This is a genomic window from Cohnella lubricantis (assembly GCF_014212015.1).
Lineage (GTDB): Bacteria > Bacillota > Bacilli > Paenibacillales > Paenibacillaceae > Cohnella > Cohnella lubricantis.
On record NZ_JACJVN010000048.1, the window covers coordinates 23,436 to 41,147 of the forward strand.

Below are 17,712 nucleotides of genomic sequence, written 5' to 3' on the forward strand. Positions count from 1 at the left end.
GGCAACAACGGCTCCACGCGGGAAGAGACTTCCCTGCTTGGAGCCGTTAGGCGTCTTGCGATATTACGATACGGTCAAGCTTGCTTCCTTCGCTGGCACATGCTCGCTTAGTCCCAGCGTCTGCGCGGTTGTCGATTGAATATGTTGAATGAGCTCCGGGTGATCCAGCAGCTTCAAGCCATAGGACGGGATCATCTCTTTGAGCTTCGGCTCCCACGATTTGATCTGCTGCGGGAAGCACTTCTGAATGACCTCGAGCATGACGGATACCGCGGTCGAAGCGCCAGGGGACGCACCAAGCAGCGCGGCGATCGAACCGTCTGCGGCGCTGATGACTTCCGTGCCGAATTGAAGCGTGCCCTTGCCGCCGGAAGCCGTGTCCTTAATAATCTGCACGCGCTGGCCTGCGACGATCAAGTCCCAATCCTCGCTCCGGGCGTTCGGGACGAATTCGCGCAGCGCTTCCATCCGCTTCTCCTTCGACAACATCACTTGCTTGATGAGATAAGTCGTTAGCGAAGCGTTCTTCACGCCTGCAGCCAGCATCGTGACGAGGTTATGCGGTTTGACCGAAGTGATCAGGTCGAACATGGAGCCGAACTTCAAGAACTTCGGCGAGAAGCCGGCGAACGGTCCGAAGAGCAGCGATTCCTTGCCGTCGATGAAGCGGGTATCCAGATGCGGAACCGACATCGGCGGCGCGCCGACAGGAGCTTGGCCATATACTTTGGCGTGATGCTGCGCCACGACCTCGGGGTTCTGGCATACCATGAACAGGCCGCTGACCGGGAAGCCGCCGACGCCCTTGCCTTCCGGAATGCCGGACTTCTGCAGCAGATGCAGGCTTCCGCCGCCCCCGCCGATAAAGACGAACTTAGCGGCGATGCGTTCGATGGTGCCGCCGGCCAGATTCCGCACCTTCAACTCCCACGAACCGTCGCTTGTCCGCTTGATATCCTCTACCTGATGGCTGTAGTTGATGTCGACGTTCTTATTTTTGAGATGGGTAATTAGGGTCCGGGTGAGCGCGCCGAAGTTGACGTCCGTGCCCGCCTCGCTTCTCGTAGCCGCGATCGGCTGATTCCCTTGGCGGTCTCGCATCATGAGCGGTATCCACTCTTCCAGCTTCGCTGGATCGTCGGAGAACTCCATTCCTTGGAACAGAGGATTGCTCGCGAGAGCTTCATAGCGTTTCTTCAGGAAGGCGACATCCTTCTCCCCTTGCACGAAGCTCATGTGAGGGACCGGATAGATAAATTCGCGCGGATTGCGGATCAAGCTGCTTCTCACCAGATAAGACCAGAACTGCCTGGATACTTGGAACTCTTCATTCACTTTGATCGCTTTGCCGATATCGATGGAACCGTCGGGCTTCTCGACAGTGTAGTTGAGCTCGCACAGCGCGGAATGCCCGGTTCCGGCGTTGTTCCATTCGTTAGAGCTCTCTTCTCCCGGGATTGCGCGTCTCTCGAACAAGGTAATATCCCAGTCCGGCTTCAATTCCTTCAGCAGCGACCCTAACGTCGCGCTCATGATGCCGGCGCCGATCAAGATCACGTCAGTTTTCGTTTGTCCGTTGCTCATCTTTACCATCCTCGTACCCTAAGATTTGCTGATTGGATGCAAGCTCTCCTGCTTATGCGCTGCAGCAAGCCTAGCCCGGCCTAATGTCACAGCTAATATGGCTACATTATATCACAGTGTATCGCTATTATTTATTTACTATATTCGCGATAAATTTCCTTCGTTCTTCAACTGAAGGGAACTGCAGGCGTCAAAAAAGGCGGTTCCGTCCGCCAACATGCGCGTCAGACCGCCATTTCTCCCCCGCAATCGCTCCCGGCTAGATCATTCTGGCCATTCTCTGGGAGAATGATACAAATTCTTTTGCATCCCAACAAAAAAAACTTATCCCTATAAAACTGTCCGTTGCTCGACAGTTGCCTCTTTATTCTGCAGCTTCTCTAGTGAGCGGCCGTCTTCATAGAATCGGCGGCACCCATGCCTCTCGAACTCGGGCTGCAGGGGCGCTTGCGGGACTTTGCGATGCTCTTGCCCGAATCTCTCGGGTTGCGCTCACATCTTGGGCCAGTCAGTTAAGGCTGTCCCTTACCCTTCGTCACTATCGGTGATTTCGTGCGGGACAACCCCTCCTTCATGCAGCGGGAGAGAGCTCAATCGAGCTCTTCCGCATAATCGCGGCTCGACTTGCGCGCTTTGGCGACGGCAGGCTTGCCTCCAGCCGACTTGCCTCCGGCTTGCTTCGAGTGCTTCTTGGCGGTCGCCCTCTCCTTGCGCGCCAGATGAGCGAGCTCGCGCTCCGTCTTCTTGTAATTCGAGAACCGGCGCGCATCCAGCGTGCCTTCGGCGATTGCCGCTGTCACAGCGCATCCCGGCTCGGTGCCGTTATGCTTGCAATCGCGGTAACGGCACTGCGCGGCGAGCTCCTCAATATCGGAGAACGCCTGCTCCCAGCCGTCCTGCGCATCCCACAGCTGCAGCTCGCGCATGCCCGGCGTATCCAAGACGAGCGCGCCGCCGGGCAGCAGGAACAGCTCGCGATGCGTGGTCGTATGCCGGCCGCGCGCGTCGCTCTCGCGGATGCCGGACGTATGCTGCTTCTCTTCGCCGGCCAGCCAATTGAGCAGCGTGGACTTGCCGACGCCGGAGGATCCGGTAACGGCAATCGTTGCGCCTGGCCGCATGTACGGCGCGAGCTGCTCCTTGCCTTGATCGCGCAATGCGCTCACGAAGTGGACAGGAACGCCGGGCGCTACAGCTTCCACCTCATTCTTGTACACCACAGGCTCGTCGCACAGATCGGCCTTGGTCAACAGAATAACCGGTGTCGCGCCGCTCTCCCACGCTGTGATCATATAGCGTTCGATCCGCCGGACATTAAAGTCCTCGTTCAACGCGGATGTAATGAACAGATAATCCATATTGGCGCCGACGACTTGGTCATCCATGACGCCGCCTGCCGCCCGGCGGATCATCGCGCTGCGGCGGGGTACCATCGCGTGGATGATCGAACGCTGCTCGCCGGGCATCGGCTCGGTCATTACCCAGTCGCCGACCGCAGGGAAATCGCTGCGCAGCTGCGCCTGGAATTCATACTTGCCGGACACGACAGCCGTCTGCTCGCCGTCCGGCGTCATGATCTGATAAGAGTGGGAGTGCTGGGCCATCACTCGAGCTGGCGTCAGCTGGCGGTATTTCTCGGACAGCTGGCTTGCCGCATTTTCCCAGTGGTCATTCCAGCCATAAGTCTTCAGTAATTCGTGTGCAATTGTATTAAGATTCAAATGGTGATCTCCTTTAAATTGAAGGTTTAGAATGGACATACACAATTCACAACAAAAAAAAGCCGCAAGGAACGTAAGCTCCCGCGGCGCAAGCACAAACGAAAAAACCGCACGGAACCATTCTCGGTCCCATGCGGTAACGGCTTCCAACATGTAAACGTTAGAAAGCGGTCCGTTGAGGCCGAGACATATGAAGAACAGCAGCAAACGACACGACAGATTCAAACGATACAATCGACAGCGCTTTGCTCATAATCATCAGCCTCCTTGTTTGAGATGTGCTTATTATATGGAGTTTGTTCCTCGTTTGTCAACTACAGCCAATACGGTCCGCCCATCATCCGTCATTGATATCCACCCTTGCGCCCCGCGTTCCGCGGCAGACAACCTATAAACCGGGCTATTTGGATACCGCCTGCCATTTGAGGACATCCTACGCGCAGTGATCTCAGGCGGGAGGAAACCCATCATGCCCTTCGTGCTCAATTGTATCGGGATTGTGGTCGTATTCGGGTTAGCCTATCTTGGATCCATGGATCGCAAGAGAATCGACGCGTTGTCGCTCCTCATCATGTTCGTGCTGCAACTGATCGCGACGTGGATCATGCTCTCGACCGCGATCGGCCAGCGCATCATTCAAGCCGTCTCCGACTTCTTCCTCTGGCTGCTCGATTGCTCGATGTCCGGCATTCAGTTCGTATTCGGCAATCTGGCCGGCGGCGCCGATATTCCGTTCTTCATCTCCGTCTTGATGCCGATCATCTTCATCGTCGTGTTCTTCGATATCTTAACCTTCTTCGGGATTCTACCCGCCATCATCAACACCATCGGATGGATTCTGTCCAAGCTAACGCGGACGCCGCGGTTCGAGAGCTTCTTCGCGACACAAGTCATGTTCCTCGGCAACAATGAAGTTCTGGCCATCACGCGAGAACAGCTGGCGCGGATGAGCAACCAACGTCTTCTCACCTGCTGCATGCTCGGAATGTCCTGCATCAGCGTAAGCGTGCTGGGCGGTTACATGCAGCTCATCAACCCGACCTATGTCCTCATGGCGATCCCCTTAAATGCGATCGGGGCGCTCATCATGACGTCCATTATGAATCCGTACAAAGTGAGCAAGGAAGAGAACGTTGTGTATAAGCGAACTGCGGCGGAGAGGCGGAACTTCTTCGACGTCATTACCGCGAGCATGCTGACCGGCGGCAAATTAGCGCTCATTATTGCCGCTGCCTTGATGGGCTTCACCGCGCTGATCGCCTGCATCAACAGCATTCTGGGCCTATTTCACGACCGTCTGACGCTCGAAAATGTATTTGCCGTCGTCTTCTCCCCCTTCGCCTACCTCATGGGCGTGCCGCCTGTGAAGGTGTTCACGGTCGCGCAGTTCATGGGAGAGAAGCTGGCCACGAACGAGTTCGTCGCCATGGGCCATCTAAGTCCGATTCTGCCGACGCTGGACAAGCACACCGAGGCGGTCATCTCCTCGTTCCTCGTCTCCTTCTGCAACTTCTCCACTGTCGGGATCATCCTCGGCAGCGTGAAGGCGCTCTTCGATCAGGAGAAGACGTCCTTCGTCGCCGCTCAAACTTGGCGTCTGCTGGCATCGGGGCTGCTGGTCTCGTTCCTCACGGCGATGGTAGTCGGATTGTTCGTGTGGTGACCCTAGACGAGCTCCCGGTTCACGAGCTCCCGAATGACGGGCTCGAGCGTTCGCGCCATGCGCAGGAATCCGAGGTCGGTCGGATGAACGCCGTCCACCGTGCATTCCTCCGCATCCTCATCGCCGAGCAGCGTAGAACCGTCGAAGAAGCGAACGTTAAGGTCCCCTTCCTCTCGAAGCCGGGTGACGGTATCGGATTGAATCTTCCTGCGTTCTTCGCTTAACTGCCGCTGTTCCTCATAGAAGAGTTCGCCTGCGAAGCGGATCTTGGAGAGCACTAGAATGGGCGTATCCGGATGGCGTTCACGCAAGATACGGATGAACGGAGGAAGCGTAGCCGCCATATCGCTCGGGGTTCCCGCATTCGCCTCGTAATCGAGCACGAACAATGCCGGGTTCGCGATATCGGCGATCGTGCGGGCTACCTCCGGTTCGCCTTTGCCGCTGCCGGAGAAGCCGAGGTTGACGAAGGGCAGCGGGATACGGCGGCTGAGGATGTTCGGGTAAGCCATTCCGGGCCGCGTCGCGCACCCTCCCTGGGTGATGGACGTACCGTATAGGACAACCGGCTTGTCGCTTGCGAGAGCAGGCGCAGCGTCGATGACGGCGTCCGCATCGACGCCGATCCAGACTTCCTTCACGCCTTGATAGAGCGGAAAGTGCAACGTTATCAACTGATCCTGCTTCCGCTTCCAATCATAGAGAGTCGCTTCGTATTCCTCTGCCGTAAGGTCGACACGGGCCGTGCTCACATACCGCTGTTCCCCAGGCGCGCCTAAGTAGCAATCGAACCCGCACTGTCCGGTGGCGGGCATATGATCCATGTCGGCGCGGCCGGCGAGCTTCACGCGGATCGTTAACCGGGAGGAATTCGTCCGGAAGCGGATTTGCCCTCCTGCCGTGCAGTCTGCCAGCTTATCGACAGACAGCGGCAGCGGGACGGCTGGCGCGGCCGGCAGCCGGCGATACCGCTTATCCTCGTCAAACCAGGGAAAGCCATTGATGGAGAACGGCTTCTCCATCGGCGAATGCCATTGCAGCAACTCGATCACTCCCTATTCAGCGTAAGATCAAATACACAGCCGATCCCCACATGACGACGGCTGAGATCTTATTCAAGACCAGGATGAAGGTGCCGTTGCGGTCCATGCTCCCGATGATGCGGCCGGCCAATGACAAGCCGATGAACCAGATCCACGAGACGAACATGCACGAGATCGTAAAGAACATTTTCGCAGAGCCATGGTAGCTTAATGAGCTGGTCCCGATGACCCCAACCGTATCCAGAATAGCATGAGGATTGAGCAAGGAGACAGACGCCGCGAACAGCACCTGCTTCTTGAACGAGAAGTTGTTCGCCGTCTCATTCGTCTGGCTCGGCTTGCTGTTCCATGTGCTCCACCCCATATAAATTAAGAAGAGACAGCCTCCCCATACGAGAATGTTCTTCACCCATACTGAGCTTAAGATGAGCAAGGATACGCCTAATACGGAAGCCAAGATCAAGAGCGTATCGCATACGGCGGCTGTAATGACGACCGGCAGCGCCTTGATCCAGCGAGGCTGCAACGCTCCTTGATTGAAGACATAAACATTCTGAACCCCCAGCGGCAATATGAGCCCCAGGGACAGAAGAAATCCGTGCACTAACGCTGCTGTCATCCGATGTTCCCCTTCTGGTACGCAGTCTAGCAACGGTACTTGCCCCTAATTATAGCATGTAGTTGGAGGATCTTGACAGATCGGTATAATGATTATATGATATCGAAACGAAGTTTCATTAAGTGACATTATGTTGCACTCAATGAAACTAATGACAGTTGAATAAGCAATCAAGCAAGCGATCGAGCAAGTAATCAAGCAGCCAATCGAGTAAACAATCAAGCAAACAATTCAACGAGCATTTCCCGATCCACTCACGAAATCAGGTGACAGCATGGGCTTTCTTCAATTCCATCCGAACGTTAAGCTTCGCCTAATCTTGAACTTCACGAATAATCTGCTGACCAACATGTTCACGCCGTTCATGGCGGTCTACTTCGCGAAGTCTCTCGGAACGACGGCTGCGGGAGCGGCAGCCATTCTCGCGGTCGTGGTCAGCCTTGTATTCGCCGCGTTAGGAGGCTATTACGCAGACCGATTCGGCCGGAAGCGAATAATGGTTTATTCCGAGATGCTCTGCACCGCCGCATTCTGCACGATGGCGCTGGCGAATTCGCCCTGGCTGCATTCCGCCATTCTCACGTTCGGGATGACTCTGGTCATGAATGCGGGAGCGGGCTTTGGCAGGCCGGCCATCGACGCGATGCTCATCGACGTCTCGGCGCCGGAGACGCGCAAGAGCATCTATCGCGTCAATTATTGGGCGAAGAACTTGTCATTGTCCATCGCGGGTGTCGTTGGAGCTTATTTGTTCAGCGACTATCTGTTCGAGATCTTTATCTTCGTCGCGGCTATGTCGCTGATCACCGTCCTCGTGATGCAGCTGTTCATCTCGGAGACGATGCCGGACTTGAGGAACGCTAACGCGAACAAGGACGCCTCTCTCTCGAAGAGAACGTCCCTGTGGGCAAGCTATCGGTTGGTCGTCCGCGATTCGACCTTCATGCTGTACCTGCTCGCCGGGCTGCTGACGGTATCCATCGAACGGAACCTCTCGAATTATATGAGCATTCGGTTGGAGGATCAGATGCAGGAAGCCGCTTGGCTCCCGTGGCTAAGCGGGCATGTGAGCGGACTTGAGATGCTGGGCTTCCTTCGCACGGAGAACACGCTGCTCGTCGTCGTGCTGTCCCTCTTCATCGGCAGGCTGTTCAGGCGCTCGGACGGCCGCATGATGCTGATCGCGATAGCCTTGAATGTGATCGGGTATACCTACATCGCGCTCGGCAGCCAGCCGTCTCTGCTCATCCTGTTCATGTTCATCGCAACAGTCGGCGAGGTGCTGTATCTCCCGATCATGCAGGCGCTGCTGGCTAATCTGGTGCCGGACGGCTCCCGCAGCGCTTATATGGCGGTCAACGGAATGAGCTATCAAGTGAGCACCATGATTGCCGGCTTGAATGTCATTCTTGGCGGATTCTTCTCCGCCTGGGGCATGTCGGCGCTCATTCTCGTGACTGGACTGATCGCCATGTTCATCATGATGTCGATCTTGCCGAAGCTGGAAGGCAGAAGATTGCCGCTGCAAGCTGCGCCTGGTCGATCATTGTAGCCTGGCGTCAGCGGCTCTTCACCAGCAGCTCGATCGCCTCCTTCACCAGCTTGCCGGTGTCCTGACCGCCGCTCTGCTGCTCGGCCATAATGCACTGCTGAAGATTCTCGGCGACAATCTGGGCAATTGCCTTATCCGAAGCGTTGCGCACCGCCGACAGCTGCGCCACCACTTCCTTGCAAGACTTCTCCTCTTCCATCAGCCGAAGCACGCCGCGTATTTGGCCTTCAATTCGGCGCAGGCGCATCTTCATTTCTTCCGTATAGTTGTAGTGGTGTTCCATCGTTCGTCCCCCACTTTCATTAGATAAAGAGATTCACCTTCGCATTAGACGCATCTCCAAGGTATCCGGCTACGCCTGCGTACTCGATACCGTCGATCAGCTCTTCCGACTGCAGACCGAGCAGATCCATCGTCATCGTGCAGGCGACGAGCTTGACGCCTTGCTCTTGCGCGAGCTCGATGAGCTGCGGCAGCGAGAGCGCATTGTGCTTCTTCATGACGTGTTTAATCATCTGGGGCCCCATGCCGGCAAAATTCATTTTCGACAATCCGAGCTTCTTCGGTCCGCGCGGCATCATCCAAGCGAACGCTCTCTCCAGAATCCCCTTCTTCGTCTTCACCGCTTCGTCCTTCCGCAAGGCGTTCAAGCCCCAGAAGGTGAAGAAGATCGTGACATCATGGTCGTAAGCTGCAGCTCCGTTAGCGATAATGAAGGCTGCTATCGCTTTGTCCAAATCCCCGCTGAATAGGACAATCGTCGTCTTCTCTCTCATGATCCGTTTAGACCCGCTTTCTTCAATGATTTTCATATAATGGATAACCAAACCTTAACCGCCGTTGCGGCTATAAGCACGACAAGAGCGTACCGAAGCAGCTTCACATTGATTCTCGAGCTAATCATCGAACCGATCGGCGCCCCGATGACACTGCCGACGACGGCGACGACTGTCGGCCACAAGGGGATGTCTCCGCCTGTGAGCTTGCCGATCACACCGCCAATCGCCGATATGAACACGATGGCCAGCGAGGACGCAATGGTCGTTCGGGTCGGTATCATGAGAACCGTCAGCATGATCGGGATCAGAATGAAGGCGCCTCCCGCGCCGACGACACCGGACACGCAGCCGACGAGGAATGCGGCCGTGACCGCAATGCCTCGGTGATACTGAAGCTGGCCCGGCGGCTGCTCCTCCCTGCCTCTGGTCGGTATGAGCATCAGAATAACAGCCAGAACTGCTAGAATCCCGTAGATTAGATTGATGATGTTCCCATGCAGATGGCCGGAGACGAAGCCGCCGATCAGGCTTCCGACCAGAATGCTGGCTCCCATATAAATGACCAGCCCTTTGTTAACGGCACCGCTAGCTTTGCCTCTCTTGCTCCGTCTGCGGAAGGCGATCACGCCGGCGAGCGACGAGAAGAACACTTGGAACATGCTGATCGAAGAGACTTCATGTGTGGTGAACGAAGCTTCTCCGAACAAAGGCGGAATGTACAGGAGCAGTGGATAGTTAATAATGGCGCCGCCGATCCCGAGCAGACCGGAGAAGAAGGAGCCGACCAGCCCCAATGCCAGCATGATGATGATTAACACAATATCCAAGATGAGGCTCCTTCCGAGAAAATTCTGCTTGTCCGGCCATTTTGCCGTATACCTATGGAAGTTAATTGCGTATAATATAACCAAGTAAGTTCATCAGAAATGGGGGTTTGACCATGTTCGCTTCACTCAAACGGCTGTTCGAGGATAAATGCCCGGTCTGCAGCAAGCGATTGATCGCCTGCCATGACTCCGACTGGAGCGCCAAAGCCTGCCCGGACGGCCATTACAAAGTTGAGAACTATGGTGCCCTCGGCGTTCAAATTGTATATGACCCGTCAAACCCTTCGGGAACTCCGAATATAACCGATTGATCCGTTAGCCCCCGTCTACAACTTCCGCACATAGAACTTGTAGACGCCGTCTTCTACTTCATGCTGGATGAGTTCTTGCTTGATCTGCTTCACCCATGCTTGTAAGTCGTTCACGGAGCCTTTGTCCGTCGACAGCACTTCCATCACTTGGCCGGGTGTCATCGTATCCAGCGCTTTCTTCGCCCGTACGATCGGCATCGGGCATGCCATCCCTTTGGTATCGACAATAATATCTGCTTGCATCCTAATCATCCTCCTGTTATTGATCATGAACGGCGCACCGGTTCGGACCCGTCTCCATCTCGCGCTGCTCTTCTTCGGTTGGCTTTATCTTCCCCATATTCGCCTGTCGAATCTCTTCGTATGCGTTCGGCTGCGGAGGCAGATTCTCGGTTACAGCGCGCCGGAATGCCTCTTCCTCTTGCAAGTTCAGCCCAGGATTGTGCCGATACAAGTCGGACAAGCGTGCCATGACCTTGCCGCCTTCGCCAAGTTCGGACATCTTGCCATAATGGGCTGGAAGGACGAGAAGCTCCGGGGATAGCTCTTTGTACTTATCGTACAGCGTATCTCGAAGATCGCCAACCCAATCTTCCGCGCGGCCAGCTAGATCGGGACGTCCGATGGATTCGATAAAGAGAATATCTCCGGTGAGAAGATACTGAGCGTCCACGACGAACGACGTGCTTCCGATCGTATGCCCCGGCGAATAGACTGGTTGAATCCGAATCACGGCTCTGCCGACCGTTATGTCCCGTCCGTCTTCAAGCTTCTCGTATGCAAACGTCACTTCCTCGGCGTCCTTTGGCGGCAGCCAATAAGCGGCTCCCGTGCGCTCCGCCAGCTGGCGGCCGCCGGAGATATGATCCGCATGAAGATGCGTATCAAGCACATGCTTGATCGTTATGCCGCGAGCTTGGGCGAACGCCATGTATCGATCCGTCATCCGCGCGGCGTCGATGACGGCGGCTTCCCCTCCGGATACGATCATGTAGGACAAGCAGCCCTTCCCCAACCGGAGGAATTGATAGACGGCGCCGCCGTCTTGAAGCTCGCCAATGAACACTGGTTCCAGGTGCTCGCTCCAGGACTTCATGCCGCCTTCAAGATAATGCACATTCGTCCTTCCGGCGTCGGCAATCTGTTCCGCCACGAACATCGAAGAGCCTTCCTTGGCACACACGACGAGAAGCTTCATGTTCGCCGGAATCTGTTCGAGCGCATTGTCCACACCGTCCAGCAGTTCAAAATATGGAATGTTAAGAGAAACAATGCGCTCCCCTTCAATTCGCCAATCGTTATAATCGTTCTCATTGCGTACGTCCAGAATAAACAAGTCTTCCTTCGCCAGGATCCGCCGCGTCAATTCCTTGGATGTCATCCCTTTGATTCCCGCCGAAGCGTTCATAAGTAGTCCCTCCTTGTCGTTCAGGGTTAATTGTTCTCGGTCGGACCGGTCCACTCCGACATGCCGGGCACCACATTGTTCACTCGTGCAAAGCCTTTCTCAGCTAGCAGCTGACAAGCCATGTCGCTGCGCGTTCCCGTGCGGCAGACGACCTGGATCTCGTCTTCCGGATGAAGCTCGCTTAGACGAGCTTCCAATTCGCCCAGCGGGATCGATATCGCGCCGGGAATGCGGTTGAACGCGTATTCCGCCGGCTCGCGAACGTCCAGGATCGTCATTCGGTCGCCTCGTTCCAGCTTCTGCTTCAACTCTTCATTAGCTATTGTGTCGGAGTATCGCTTGGACTCTATCGCTTCGTCGGAGCTCGCTTTGCGAAGATAGTGCTGGAGCACCTCCCCTTCCATGACAGTGCCCAAATACTGATGCCCCGTATTCTTGGCCCATGCCTGTATATCTGCAAGCGAACCTTTATCCGTAGCCAGCACCTCAATGACCTTGCCGGCTTCGAGCAGGTCCATCGCCTTCTTCGTCTTCACGATCGGCATCGGACAAGCCAATCCTTTGCAATCCAGTGTTTGATCCGCTTTAATCGCAGCCATCTCTGCTTCCCCCTTCTGATAATTCATTACCCATACCCCCATGGGTATAGATTATAGATTGAATATTAGGTGCTGTCAATCAAATGCGAAAGACCGTTCTCCGGCTGGAGAACGGTCTTTCGATTGCGCATCAGGTGGTGCTCTGGCCCGCTGTCGTCTGAACCGGCGCCTTCTGTCCAGCCACTCTCTGAATAACGGACATTAGAATGAAGATGGCCGCTATACCGGTCAGAAAGATCATCAGCGCCATTCCTCCTGAAGGGATAAACCCGCCAAGAATGACATTCAGGCCGGCGATGATAATCCCGAGCTGGTACCCCATTCCGCCTATCGCCAAGTAAGCGCTGCGCGAATCTTCCGGGATAATATCGGCTTCCAGCGACTGCATAATGGGCACATACAGCAATTCGCCTATCGTCGCAATAAGCATGAACAAGAGCAGAACGGCCGGCAGATTGCCGTACGCCAAGTAGGCGTAGCCGATCACATTCAGGAAGATCGCGAACAGCATCATTCTGCCATCGGATCGGCGGAACAGCTTGCCGATGAAGAGCGACAGCACAACGACCAGCAGCGTATTCTCCGTCCGCAGATAGCCTTGCATGGCAAGTCCGTCCACGCGCGCGTCCAACCATGGCAGCCAAGCGGCGCCGTGCATTTGAGCTTCGAGGCGAATGCCCATATACTCATACAAATTCTTCTCGACGGAGTTAACCAAGCACATCCCGATGACGAACATCAGGAAGGTCTTATCTTTGAATACCTTGCCATAGCTCAACAGCAAACTGGTGCTCTTAAGCGATCGCCCCGTTCTCTTCCCCGCGGCGTTCTCCGTTTCCAGCGCCTTCGGCAGCGTCTCCAAGATGAACAGCTGCGTCACTGCAACCGCAATGAGGGTCACAACCGCAACGAACAGGAACAGCTCGAACAAATAATGGCTGAAGAAATACGCTCCCAGCATCCCCGCAATCGAAAACGACAGATTATTCGACCAATACATGATACGGTACATGACCGGACGCGATTCCGGCGTCGAGACGTCGATCAGCATCGCGTCGAACGCCGGCCTCATCAAGCCGGTGCCGGCGCTCATTAGCAGCACCATGATCAGCGTCAGCGGCGCGGATTCCATCCAGGGCGAATTCACGAGCGCCATGACGAGCAAGGCAACCCCGGCGGTCGTCTCGCCAACGATCATCAGCTTCTTCCGGCCGATCCGGTCCGCATAATGACCGCTTATAACGCCAGATAACAAGCCGACGACAACGCTGAGAATGGCTGCGACTCCGGCAACCGTCGTTCCGAGCGTCTTCGCGAAGTAGACGGCCATGAACGGCGTGAACATGTTCGTCAAGGCATTCAAGATGAAATTCATTACAATTCGAAGCTTCACATTTGGATGCAGTTGCCAGAAACTCATGATATCTCCTTCGTTGTCATGATATACACCGGATAATAGAACAAATGATCGTCAATGTCAATCTTAAATTGGAAGACGCTTCATGGCAGCCTCCACAGGGGCAAGAACCGGTAAACGACCAGAATAGCCAAGTAGAAGACAACCGCCAATAGGAAGATCAACGAAGCTCCAAAGGCATGAGCGGCGAAGCCCGAGCCAAAGAGGACGAACGGAAGCCCCAGCTTGAACATCGATCCCGTCACCCCGCTTATTCGCCCGATCAGATGGGTGGGTGTCGATTCCTGACGGAATGACCAAATACACACACTCTGCATCAGGCCGAACAGCCCCGACACGAAGAGCGAGACAGCCATTAAGGTGGCGTTATGCGCAAAATACAGAAGGATGGATGCCACCGCCGACATGAAGAGAGTTAACCCGAGCAGCTTGCCCGTGCCGAGCCGGCTGCGCAATGACGTCACCCACTGGGAGCCGATCAATCCCCCTGCTCCTCCTGCGCATAGAAGAAGCCCTACCTCAAGGTCGCTTAGTCCAAGCGTGTCTTTGGCGTAGAAGATCAGCACGGCGTCGTAGAGCCCGGAAGCCGAATTCAAGAAGACCACGAGCCAAGTGAGCATCCATAGCGGTCGATTCCGGCGCAGTTCCACCCAGCCCTCGCGAAGATCGCTCCAGAAGGAGCTGCGAGCTTGCTTCGCAGCTTCTTGATCGGCTGGCAGCATCGCCGTAATCCCGAAGGCAACGGCGAAGGCTATGGCTGTAAACAGCAGCCCGAAGTTCAAATTGGCTAGCAGCAGAATAAACCCCGACAATGCCGGACCCATGATGTCGGCGAAGGTCGATACCGCGGAGAATTTGGCATTCGCAGTCGTCAACAGCTCGCGCGGAAGCGCCTGCTTCGCCAGCGAGATGCGGCCGTTCCCATAGCTATAATTTAATGTCATTAACAAAAATCCGATCGAATAAAAAATCCATAGGCTGTGATGCCCGGCTTCCAGAAGGAAGAACAACAGCAAGAGAAAGACAGCCTGCAGCAGATTCGTCGTCTGAATCCATCGCTTCTTGTTCGCCCGATCAACCCAAACTCCGATGAAGATCGCCAGCAGCAGGTTCGGCAGGAACTCAATAGCCCGCATCGTCGTCATGGCCACTTCCGACCGGGTAAGGTCGTAGAGGATGAGCGGCAGCGCCAATTCATAAACCTTGCTGCCAAGCGTGATCGCGGCGCCGGATAGATACAGCAGCGTGAAATTGCGATTCCTCCATGCAGAAGCTGCGCGGACGCCGCTCTCTCGCTTCGCATCGGCAATGATGTTCATGATGGCCTCCCTATCGATATCGCGAATAAAGCTAAAATTAAGTATAGCTAGATAAAGGTGATTAAAAAGTGTATCTTTGAATCATCGCAATATCACCTTTTAAGGGAGATGCATCGAAATGAGAGATCTGGAGCACTTCCTTCGATTATATTCACGCTTGGGGGAAGCCGGAGTCGGAGAGCCGTTCCCAGTAAGCCGAGAACAGCTAGTCGATATATTGGGCTGCACGCTCCGGCATGTTCCGCTGATTCTAAGGAAGTTATCCGAGCGCCGGTGGATCGATTGGGTCCCGGGCCGCGGGAGAGGCCATCTCTCGAGCCTGACATTCCGGATCAGCCGCGATCAACTGATTGGCCTTGAAGCAACTGAACTGCTGGCCCAAGGACGAGTTGCCGAAGCGATCCAGTGGATGCGAGACGAAGTCCGGGACGAGTCTGTAAGCGCACGATTCCTTCAATTGCTCCAGAAGCATTTCGGCCTAGTAACGGATAGGACTAAGCCCATAGCGGCCGACACGCTTCGCGTACCGTTCTACCGGCCTCTGCTCCACCTGGATCCGGCATCTGTCTATCGCCGATCCGAAGCGCATCTCGTCCGTCAAACAATGGAAACGCTGCTTCGGTTCGATCCCATAGCCCAGCGTCCGCTTCCCCACTTAGCCCATCATTGGGAGATGAAGCTCGATGGAGCGGCTTGGATCTTCTATCTGCGCAGAGATGTGCCGTTCCATCACGGGCGCGTGATGACGGCAGCGGATGTGAAATATACGTTAGACCGGCTGACGAATCCGAAGACGGGCTCCGGCTATCGATCGCTATTTCTGGAGCTGCAGGAAGTGATCGTTCTGAGCGACACGGCTGTGCAGTTCGAGCTGCGCAGACCCAATGCGCTTTTCCCCCGTTACTTATGTTTGGCTTGCGCCTCCATTCTTCCGCTTGATCAGGCTGATGAACCGAACTTCTCACGTCTGCCTATCGGAACCGGCCCATGGAAGATCAGCCGGAACGATGAATCACTGGTCGTTCTGGAGGCCCATCGCGCTTATTATTTCGGACGTCCGCATCTGGATCGCGTCGAGATTCTGATCATCCCGGAGGCTGATCAAGAGAATGCTCTGGGCATCATTCCTGACGAAGAGGTCTATTATTATCCATTTCAGAAGACGCCTCACAACCCGGATTGGAACCAAGTGACGCAGACGGAGAGCGGTGTCGTCTTCTTAGCTATGAACCTGTGGAGAGAAGGTCCGTTAGTCGATCCGCGACTGAGACAGGCAATCGACTTAGCCCTGGATAGGCAGCAGATGATTCGAGATCTAGGCGCGCCTGACCGGGAAGAAGCCTTCGGATTCGTGCGTCGAGAACAGGAGAGCCGAATACGCAAGACAAGCCTTGCGCAAGCAGCGGCGCTCGTTGCCGAATCCGGTTATAGCGGGGAGGAATTGAGGCTGTTCAGCTATGCTTCTTCGGACTTCAACGAGAGGAACACGAGTTGGATCCGACTGCAGCTATCCTCCATCGGCATTCGCATAGAGAACCATTCTCTCCCTCTGTCCGAATTGAGCTGCCCGGAGCGCCAACGCGAAGCAGATATGATATTCGCGGGATATGTATACGACGAGGACGTGGAGTTATCACTTATAGAGAATTTGGAATCAGGCTACATCCGCAGCCTGCTCGAGCCGGCCATTGCCCAATTCGTGGACGAGCGATTGCGAGCAGCCAAGCAGCAGCCTGATCAAGAACGTCGTCATCAGATCTATCAAGAGATAGAGGACAGACTCCGCGCGGAGCGGAGCCTTCTTTTTCTCTACCACGAGGGGCAGAGCACCGTCTTCCACCCTTCGCTGCAGGGGGCGAACGTCAACGTGCGCGGGTGGGTGGACTTCAAGGATATATGGATCAGAAGATAAGATCAACCCGTGACCTCAAGGCTCCTCGGGTTCTCGCGACGCGGCTGTCTCTTCTCCGCCTGCCGTCCGGTTGTAGAAGTCGGCCAACGAGCTGACGATCCGATTCATCACGGCCTCGGAACGATAATACCCGCCGTGCGAGCCGAGGGGCGTATTCGCCAGCAAGCCCGGATTGTTCACTTCGAGATCTTCCGTCACCGCGTCATCGTACAATGGGCTTAACGCCTTAAGCGGATACGCGACGATATCGTCTTTGTCATAGAAGTTCACCCATTCGCCATACGGAAGTCCTTGCTCGCGGAGGAGCGGCGGAGGGAACGCGATCGGCTGACCGAAGTCCTCGTACCGCATCGTCCACAGCGCAATCGGGCTTCCCATCGTGAACAGATGCGTCAGCGTATGGCCCTGCACCAACGGCGAATCGCTCCTGCGAATCCGGTCGCGAATGCATTCGGGCAGCTTGCCTCGCTGCAGATCATAAATATAATTGCTCGCAATGACGGTTCCGAGGCTATGCGAGATCAAGCACAACGGCGCATCCGGTCCGGCTCTCTCCGACAGCTCCTGCAGCTTCTCGCAGAATCGCTCGTGAATGTCCGCGTAGATGTTGCCATGCAGCTTGGTCTCTTCCTTGCTCGCCAAAGGCTGATAGGCAATGGCATCGCCGAGAAAGCTGATCATATAGCCGCGAACGTCCACCCAATTGTCCCAACGCAGTTCGTATGGAGCCATCCTCGCTTTGAACTTCTCTTCCAGCCGATCCGTAATATCCGCCCAATAGATGCCTTCGGCGAACAGCCGGATCCCCGGACAAGCCTTCGCCAATCGCGCCTCCAGCTTCGCCGCCATCTCCAAGTGGAAGCCTTCCTTCTGTCTGCCGATACCATGTACGAATCCGACCGCGATGTTCATCCTCGAGAACTCTCCCCTCTCTAGATGGAAGCTCTCATGCTTATCC

16 protein-coding genes are annotated in these 17,712 nt (G+C 55.4%); 3 read left to right on the plus strand and 13 right to left on the minus strand.

Annotated elements, in window-relative coordinates:
- Positions 1-63: 63 nt before the first annotated feature.
- Positions 64-1,584, minus strand: coding sequence for a malate:quinone oxidoreductase (locus tag H4Q31_RS12100; RefSeq protein ID WP_185179327.1), 1,521 nt, complete (start codon positions 1,582-1,584; stop codon positions 64-66).
- Positions 1,585-2,174: 590 nt separating this feature from the next.
- Positions 2,175-3,305 carry a ribosome small subunit-dependent GTPase A gene (gene rsgA, locus H4Q31_RS12105; protein WP_245347481.1) on the minus strand — a complete coding sequence of 377 codons (1,131 nt, stop codon included), beginning with the start codon at positions 3,303-3,305 and terminating at the stop codon, positions 2,175-2,177.
- A 469-nt stretch (positions 3,306-3,774) separates the two neighbouring features.
- On the opposite strand from rsgA, the gene H4Q31_RS12110 reads away from it, so the two are divergent.
- On the plus strand, positions 3,775-4,968 hold the full coding sequence (locus tag H4Q31_RS12110) for a NupC/NupG family nucleoside CNT transporter (protein ID WP_185179329.1): 1,194 nt from the start codon (positions 3,775-3,777) through the stop codon (positions 4,966-4,968).
- A 2-nt stretch (positions 4,969-4,970) separates the two neighbouring features.
- Here H4Q31_RS12110 and H4Q31_RS12115 read toward each other — a convergent pair whose 3' ends face one another.
- Positions 4,971-6,011 (minus strand): SGNH/GDSL hydrolase family protein, encoded by a 1,041-nt coding sequence (locus H4Q31_RS12115; protein ID WP_245347482.1) that lies wholly within the window; start codon positions 6,009-6,011, stop codon positions 4,971-4,973.
- Positions 6,012-6,027: 16 nt separating this feature from the next.
- Positions 6,028-6,630: a LysE/ArgO family amino acid transporter gene (locus H4Q31_RS12120; protein WP_185179330.1), complete on the minus strand. Its 603-nt coding sequence runs from the start codon at positions 6,628-6,630 to the stop codon at positions 6,028-6,030.
- A gap of 274 nt (positions 6,631-6,904) precedes the next feature.
- On the opposite strand from H4Q31_RS12120, the gene H4Q31_RS12125 reads away from it, so the two are divergent.
- Entirely contained in the window at positions 6,905-8,182 is a 1,278-nt protein-coding gene (locus H4Q31_RS12125; protein ID WP_185179331.1) for an MFS transporter, read from the plus strand.
- A gap of 7 nt (positions 8,183-8,189) precedes the next feature.
- Here H4Q31_RS12125 and H4Q31_RS12130 read toward each other — a convergent pair whose 3' ends face one another.
- The 8 genes from H4Q31_RS12130 to H4Q31_RS12165 form a co-directional block, all read right to left on the minus strand.
- A complete protein-coding gene (locus tag H4Q31_RS12130) occupies positions 8,190-8,465 on the minus strand; it encodes a metal-sensitive transcriptional regulator (protein WP_185179332.1) in 276 nt (91 codons plus the stop codon).
- A gap of 19 nt (positions 8,466-8,484) precedes the next feature.
- Positions 8,485-8,958, minus strand: a complete 474-nt coding sequence (locus tag H4Q31_RS12135; protein WP_185179333.1) for a DsrE/DsrF/DrsH-like family protein — start codon at positions 8,956-8,958, stop codon at positions 8,485-8,487.
- Between the two features lie 32 nt (positions 8,959-8,990).
- Positions 8,991-9,788 carry a sulfite exporter TauE/SafE family protein gene (locus H4Q31_RS12140; protein WP_185179334.1) on the minus strand — a complete coding sequence of 266 codons (798 nt, stop codon included), beginning with the start codon at positions 9,786-9,788 and terminating at the stop codon, positions 8,991-8,993.
- 326 nt (positions 9,789-10,114) lie between these two features.
- Entirely contained in the window at positions 10,115-10,342 is a 228-nt protein-coding gene (locus H4Q31_RS12145) for a sulfurtransferase TusA family protein (RefSeq protein ID WP_185179335.1), read from the minus strand.
- A 16-nt stretch (positions 10,343-10,358) separates the two neighbouring features.
- A complete protein-coding gene (locus H4Q31_RS12150) occupies positions 10,359-11,507 on the minus strand; it encodes an MBL fold metallo-hydrolase (RefSeq protein ID WP_185179336.1) in 1,149 nt (382 codons plus the stop codon).
- Between the two features lie 26 nt (positions 11,508-11,533).
- Positions 11,534-12,106: a sulfurtransferase TusA family protein gene (locus tag H4Q31_RS12155; protein ID WP_185179337.1), complete on the minus strand. Its 573-nt coding sequence runs from the start codon at positions 12,104-12,106 to the stop codon at positions 11,534-11,536.
- A gap of 130 nt (positions 12,107-12,236) precedes the next feature.
- Positions 12,237-13,526: an MFS transporter gene (locus H4Q31_RS12160; RefSeq protein WP_185179338.1), complete on the minus strand. Its 1,290-nt coding sequence runs from the start codon at positions 13,524-13,526 to the stop codon at positions 12,237-12,239.
- Positions 13,527-13,606: 80 nt separating this feature from the next.
- Positions 13,607-14,842 (minus strand): MFS transporter, encoded by a 1,236-nt coding sequence (locus tag H4Q31_RS12165; protein WP_185179339.1) that lies wholly within the window; start codon positions 14,840-14,842, stop codon positions 13,607-13,609.
- A 118-nt stretch (positions 14,843-14,960) separates the two neighbouring features.
- Between H4Q31_RS12165 and H4Q31_RS12170 the strand changes: the two genes are divergently transcribed.
- Positions 14,961-16,754, plus strand: a complete 1,794-nt coding sequence (locus tag H4Q31_RS12170; protein WP_185179340.1) for an ABC transporter substrate-binding protein — start codon at positions 14,961-14,963, stop codon at positions 16,752-16,754.
- Between the two features lie 15 nt (positions 16,755-16,769).
- On the opposite strand, the gene H4Q31_RS12175 is transcribed toward H4Q31_RS12170, so the two are convergent.
- Positions 16,770-17,666 (minus strand): chemotaxis protein, encoded by an 897-nt coding sequence (locus H4Q31_RS12175; protein ID WP_185179341.1) that lies wholly within the window; start codon positions 17,664-17,666, stop codon positions 16,770-16,772.
- Positions 17,667-17,712 lie beyond the last annotated feature (46 nt).

What these genes read in the sequence shown, in the direction of transcription:
- H4Q31_RS12160 (WP_185179338.1), bottom strand. Translation starts at nt 13,526, where the DNA reads ATGAGTTTCTGGCAACTGCATCCAAATGTGAAGCTTCGAATTGTAATG.
- H4Q31_RS12110 (WP_185179329.1), top strand. Translation starts at nt 3,775, where the DNA reads ATGCCCTTCGTGCTCAATTGTATCGGGATTGTGGTCGTATTCGGGTTA.
- H4Q31_RS12175 (WP_185179341.1), bottom strand. Translation starts at nt 17,666, where the DNA reads ATGAACATCGCGGTCGGATTCGTACATGGTATCGGCAGACAGAAGGAA.
- H4Q31_RS12135 (WP_185179333.1), bottom strand. Translation starts at nt 8,958, where the DNA reads ATGAGAGAGAAGACGACGATTGTCCTATTCAGCGGGGATTTGGACAAA.
- H4Q31_RS12130 (WP_185179332.1), bottom strand. Translation starts at nt 8,465, where the DNA reads ATGGAACACCACTACAACTATACGGAAGAAATGAAGATGCGCCTGCGC.
- H4Q31_RS12120 (WP_185179330.1), bottom strand. Translation starts at nt 6,630, where the DNA reads ATGACAGCAGCGTTAGTGCACGGATTTCTTCTGTCCCTGGGGCTCATA.
- H4Q31_RS12125 (WP_185179331.1), top strand. Translation starts at nt 6,905, where the DNA reads ATGGGCTTTCTTCAATTCCATCCGAACGTTAAGCTTCGCCTAATCTTG.
- H4Q31_RS12150 (WP_185179336.1), bottom strand. Translation starts at nt 11,507, where the DNA reads ATGAACGCTTCGGCGGGAATCAAAGGGATGACATCCAAGGAATTGACG.
- H4Q31_RS12145 (WP_185179335.1), bottom strand. Translation starts at nt 10,342, where the DNA reads ATGCAAGCAGATATTATTGTCGATACCAAAGGGATGGCATGCCCGATG.
- H4Q31_RS12100 (WP_185179327.1), bottom strand. Translation starts at nt 1,584, where the DNA reads ATGAGCAACGGACAAACGAAAACTGACGTGATCTTGATCGGCGCCGGC.
- H4Q31_RS12170 (WP_185179340.1), top strand. Translation starts at nt 14,961, where the DNA reads ATGAGAGATCTGGAGCACTTCCTTCGATTATATTCACGCTTGGGGGAA.
- H4Q31_RS12155 (WP_185179337.1), bottom strand. Translation starts at nt 12,106, where the DNA reads ATGGCTGCGATTAAAGCGGATCAAACACTGGATTGCAAAGGATTGGCT.
- H4Q31_RS12165 (WP_185179339.1), bottom strand. Translation starts at nt 14,842, where the DNA reads ATGAACATCATTGCCGATGCGAAGCGAGAGAGCGGCGTCCGCGCAGCT.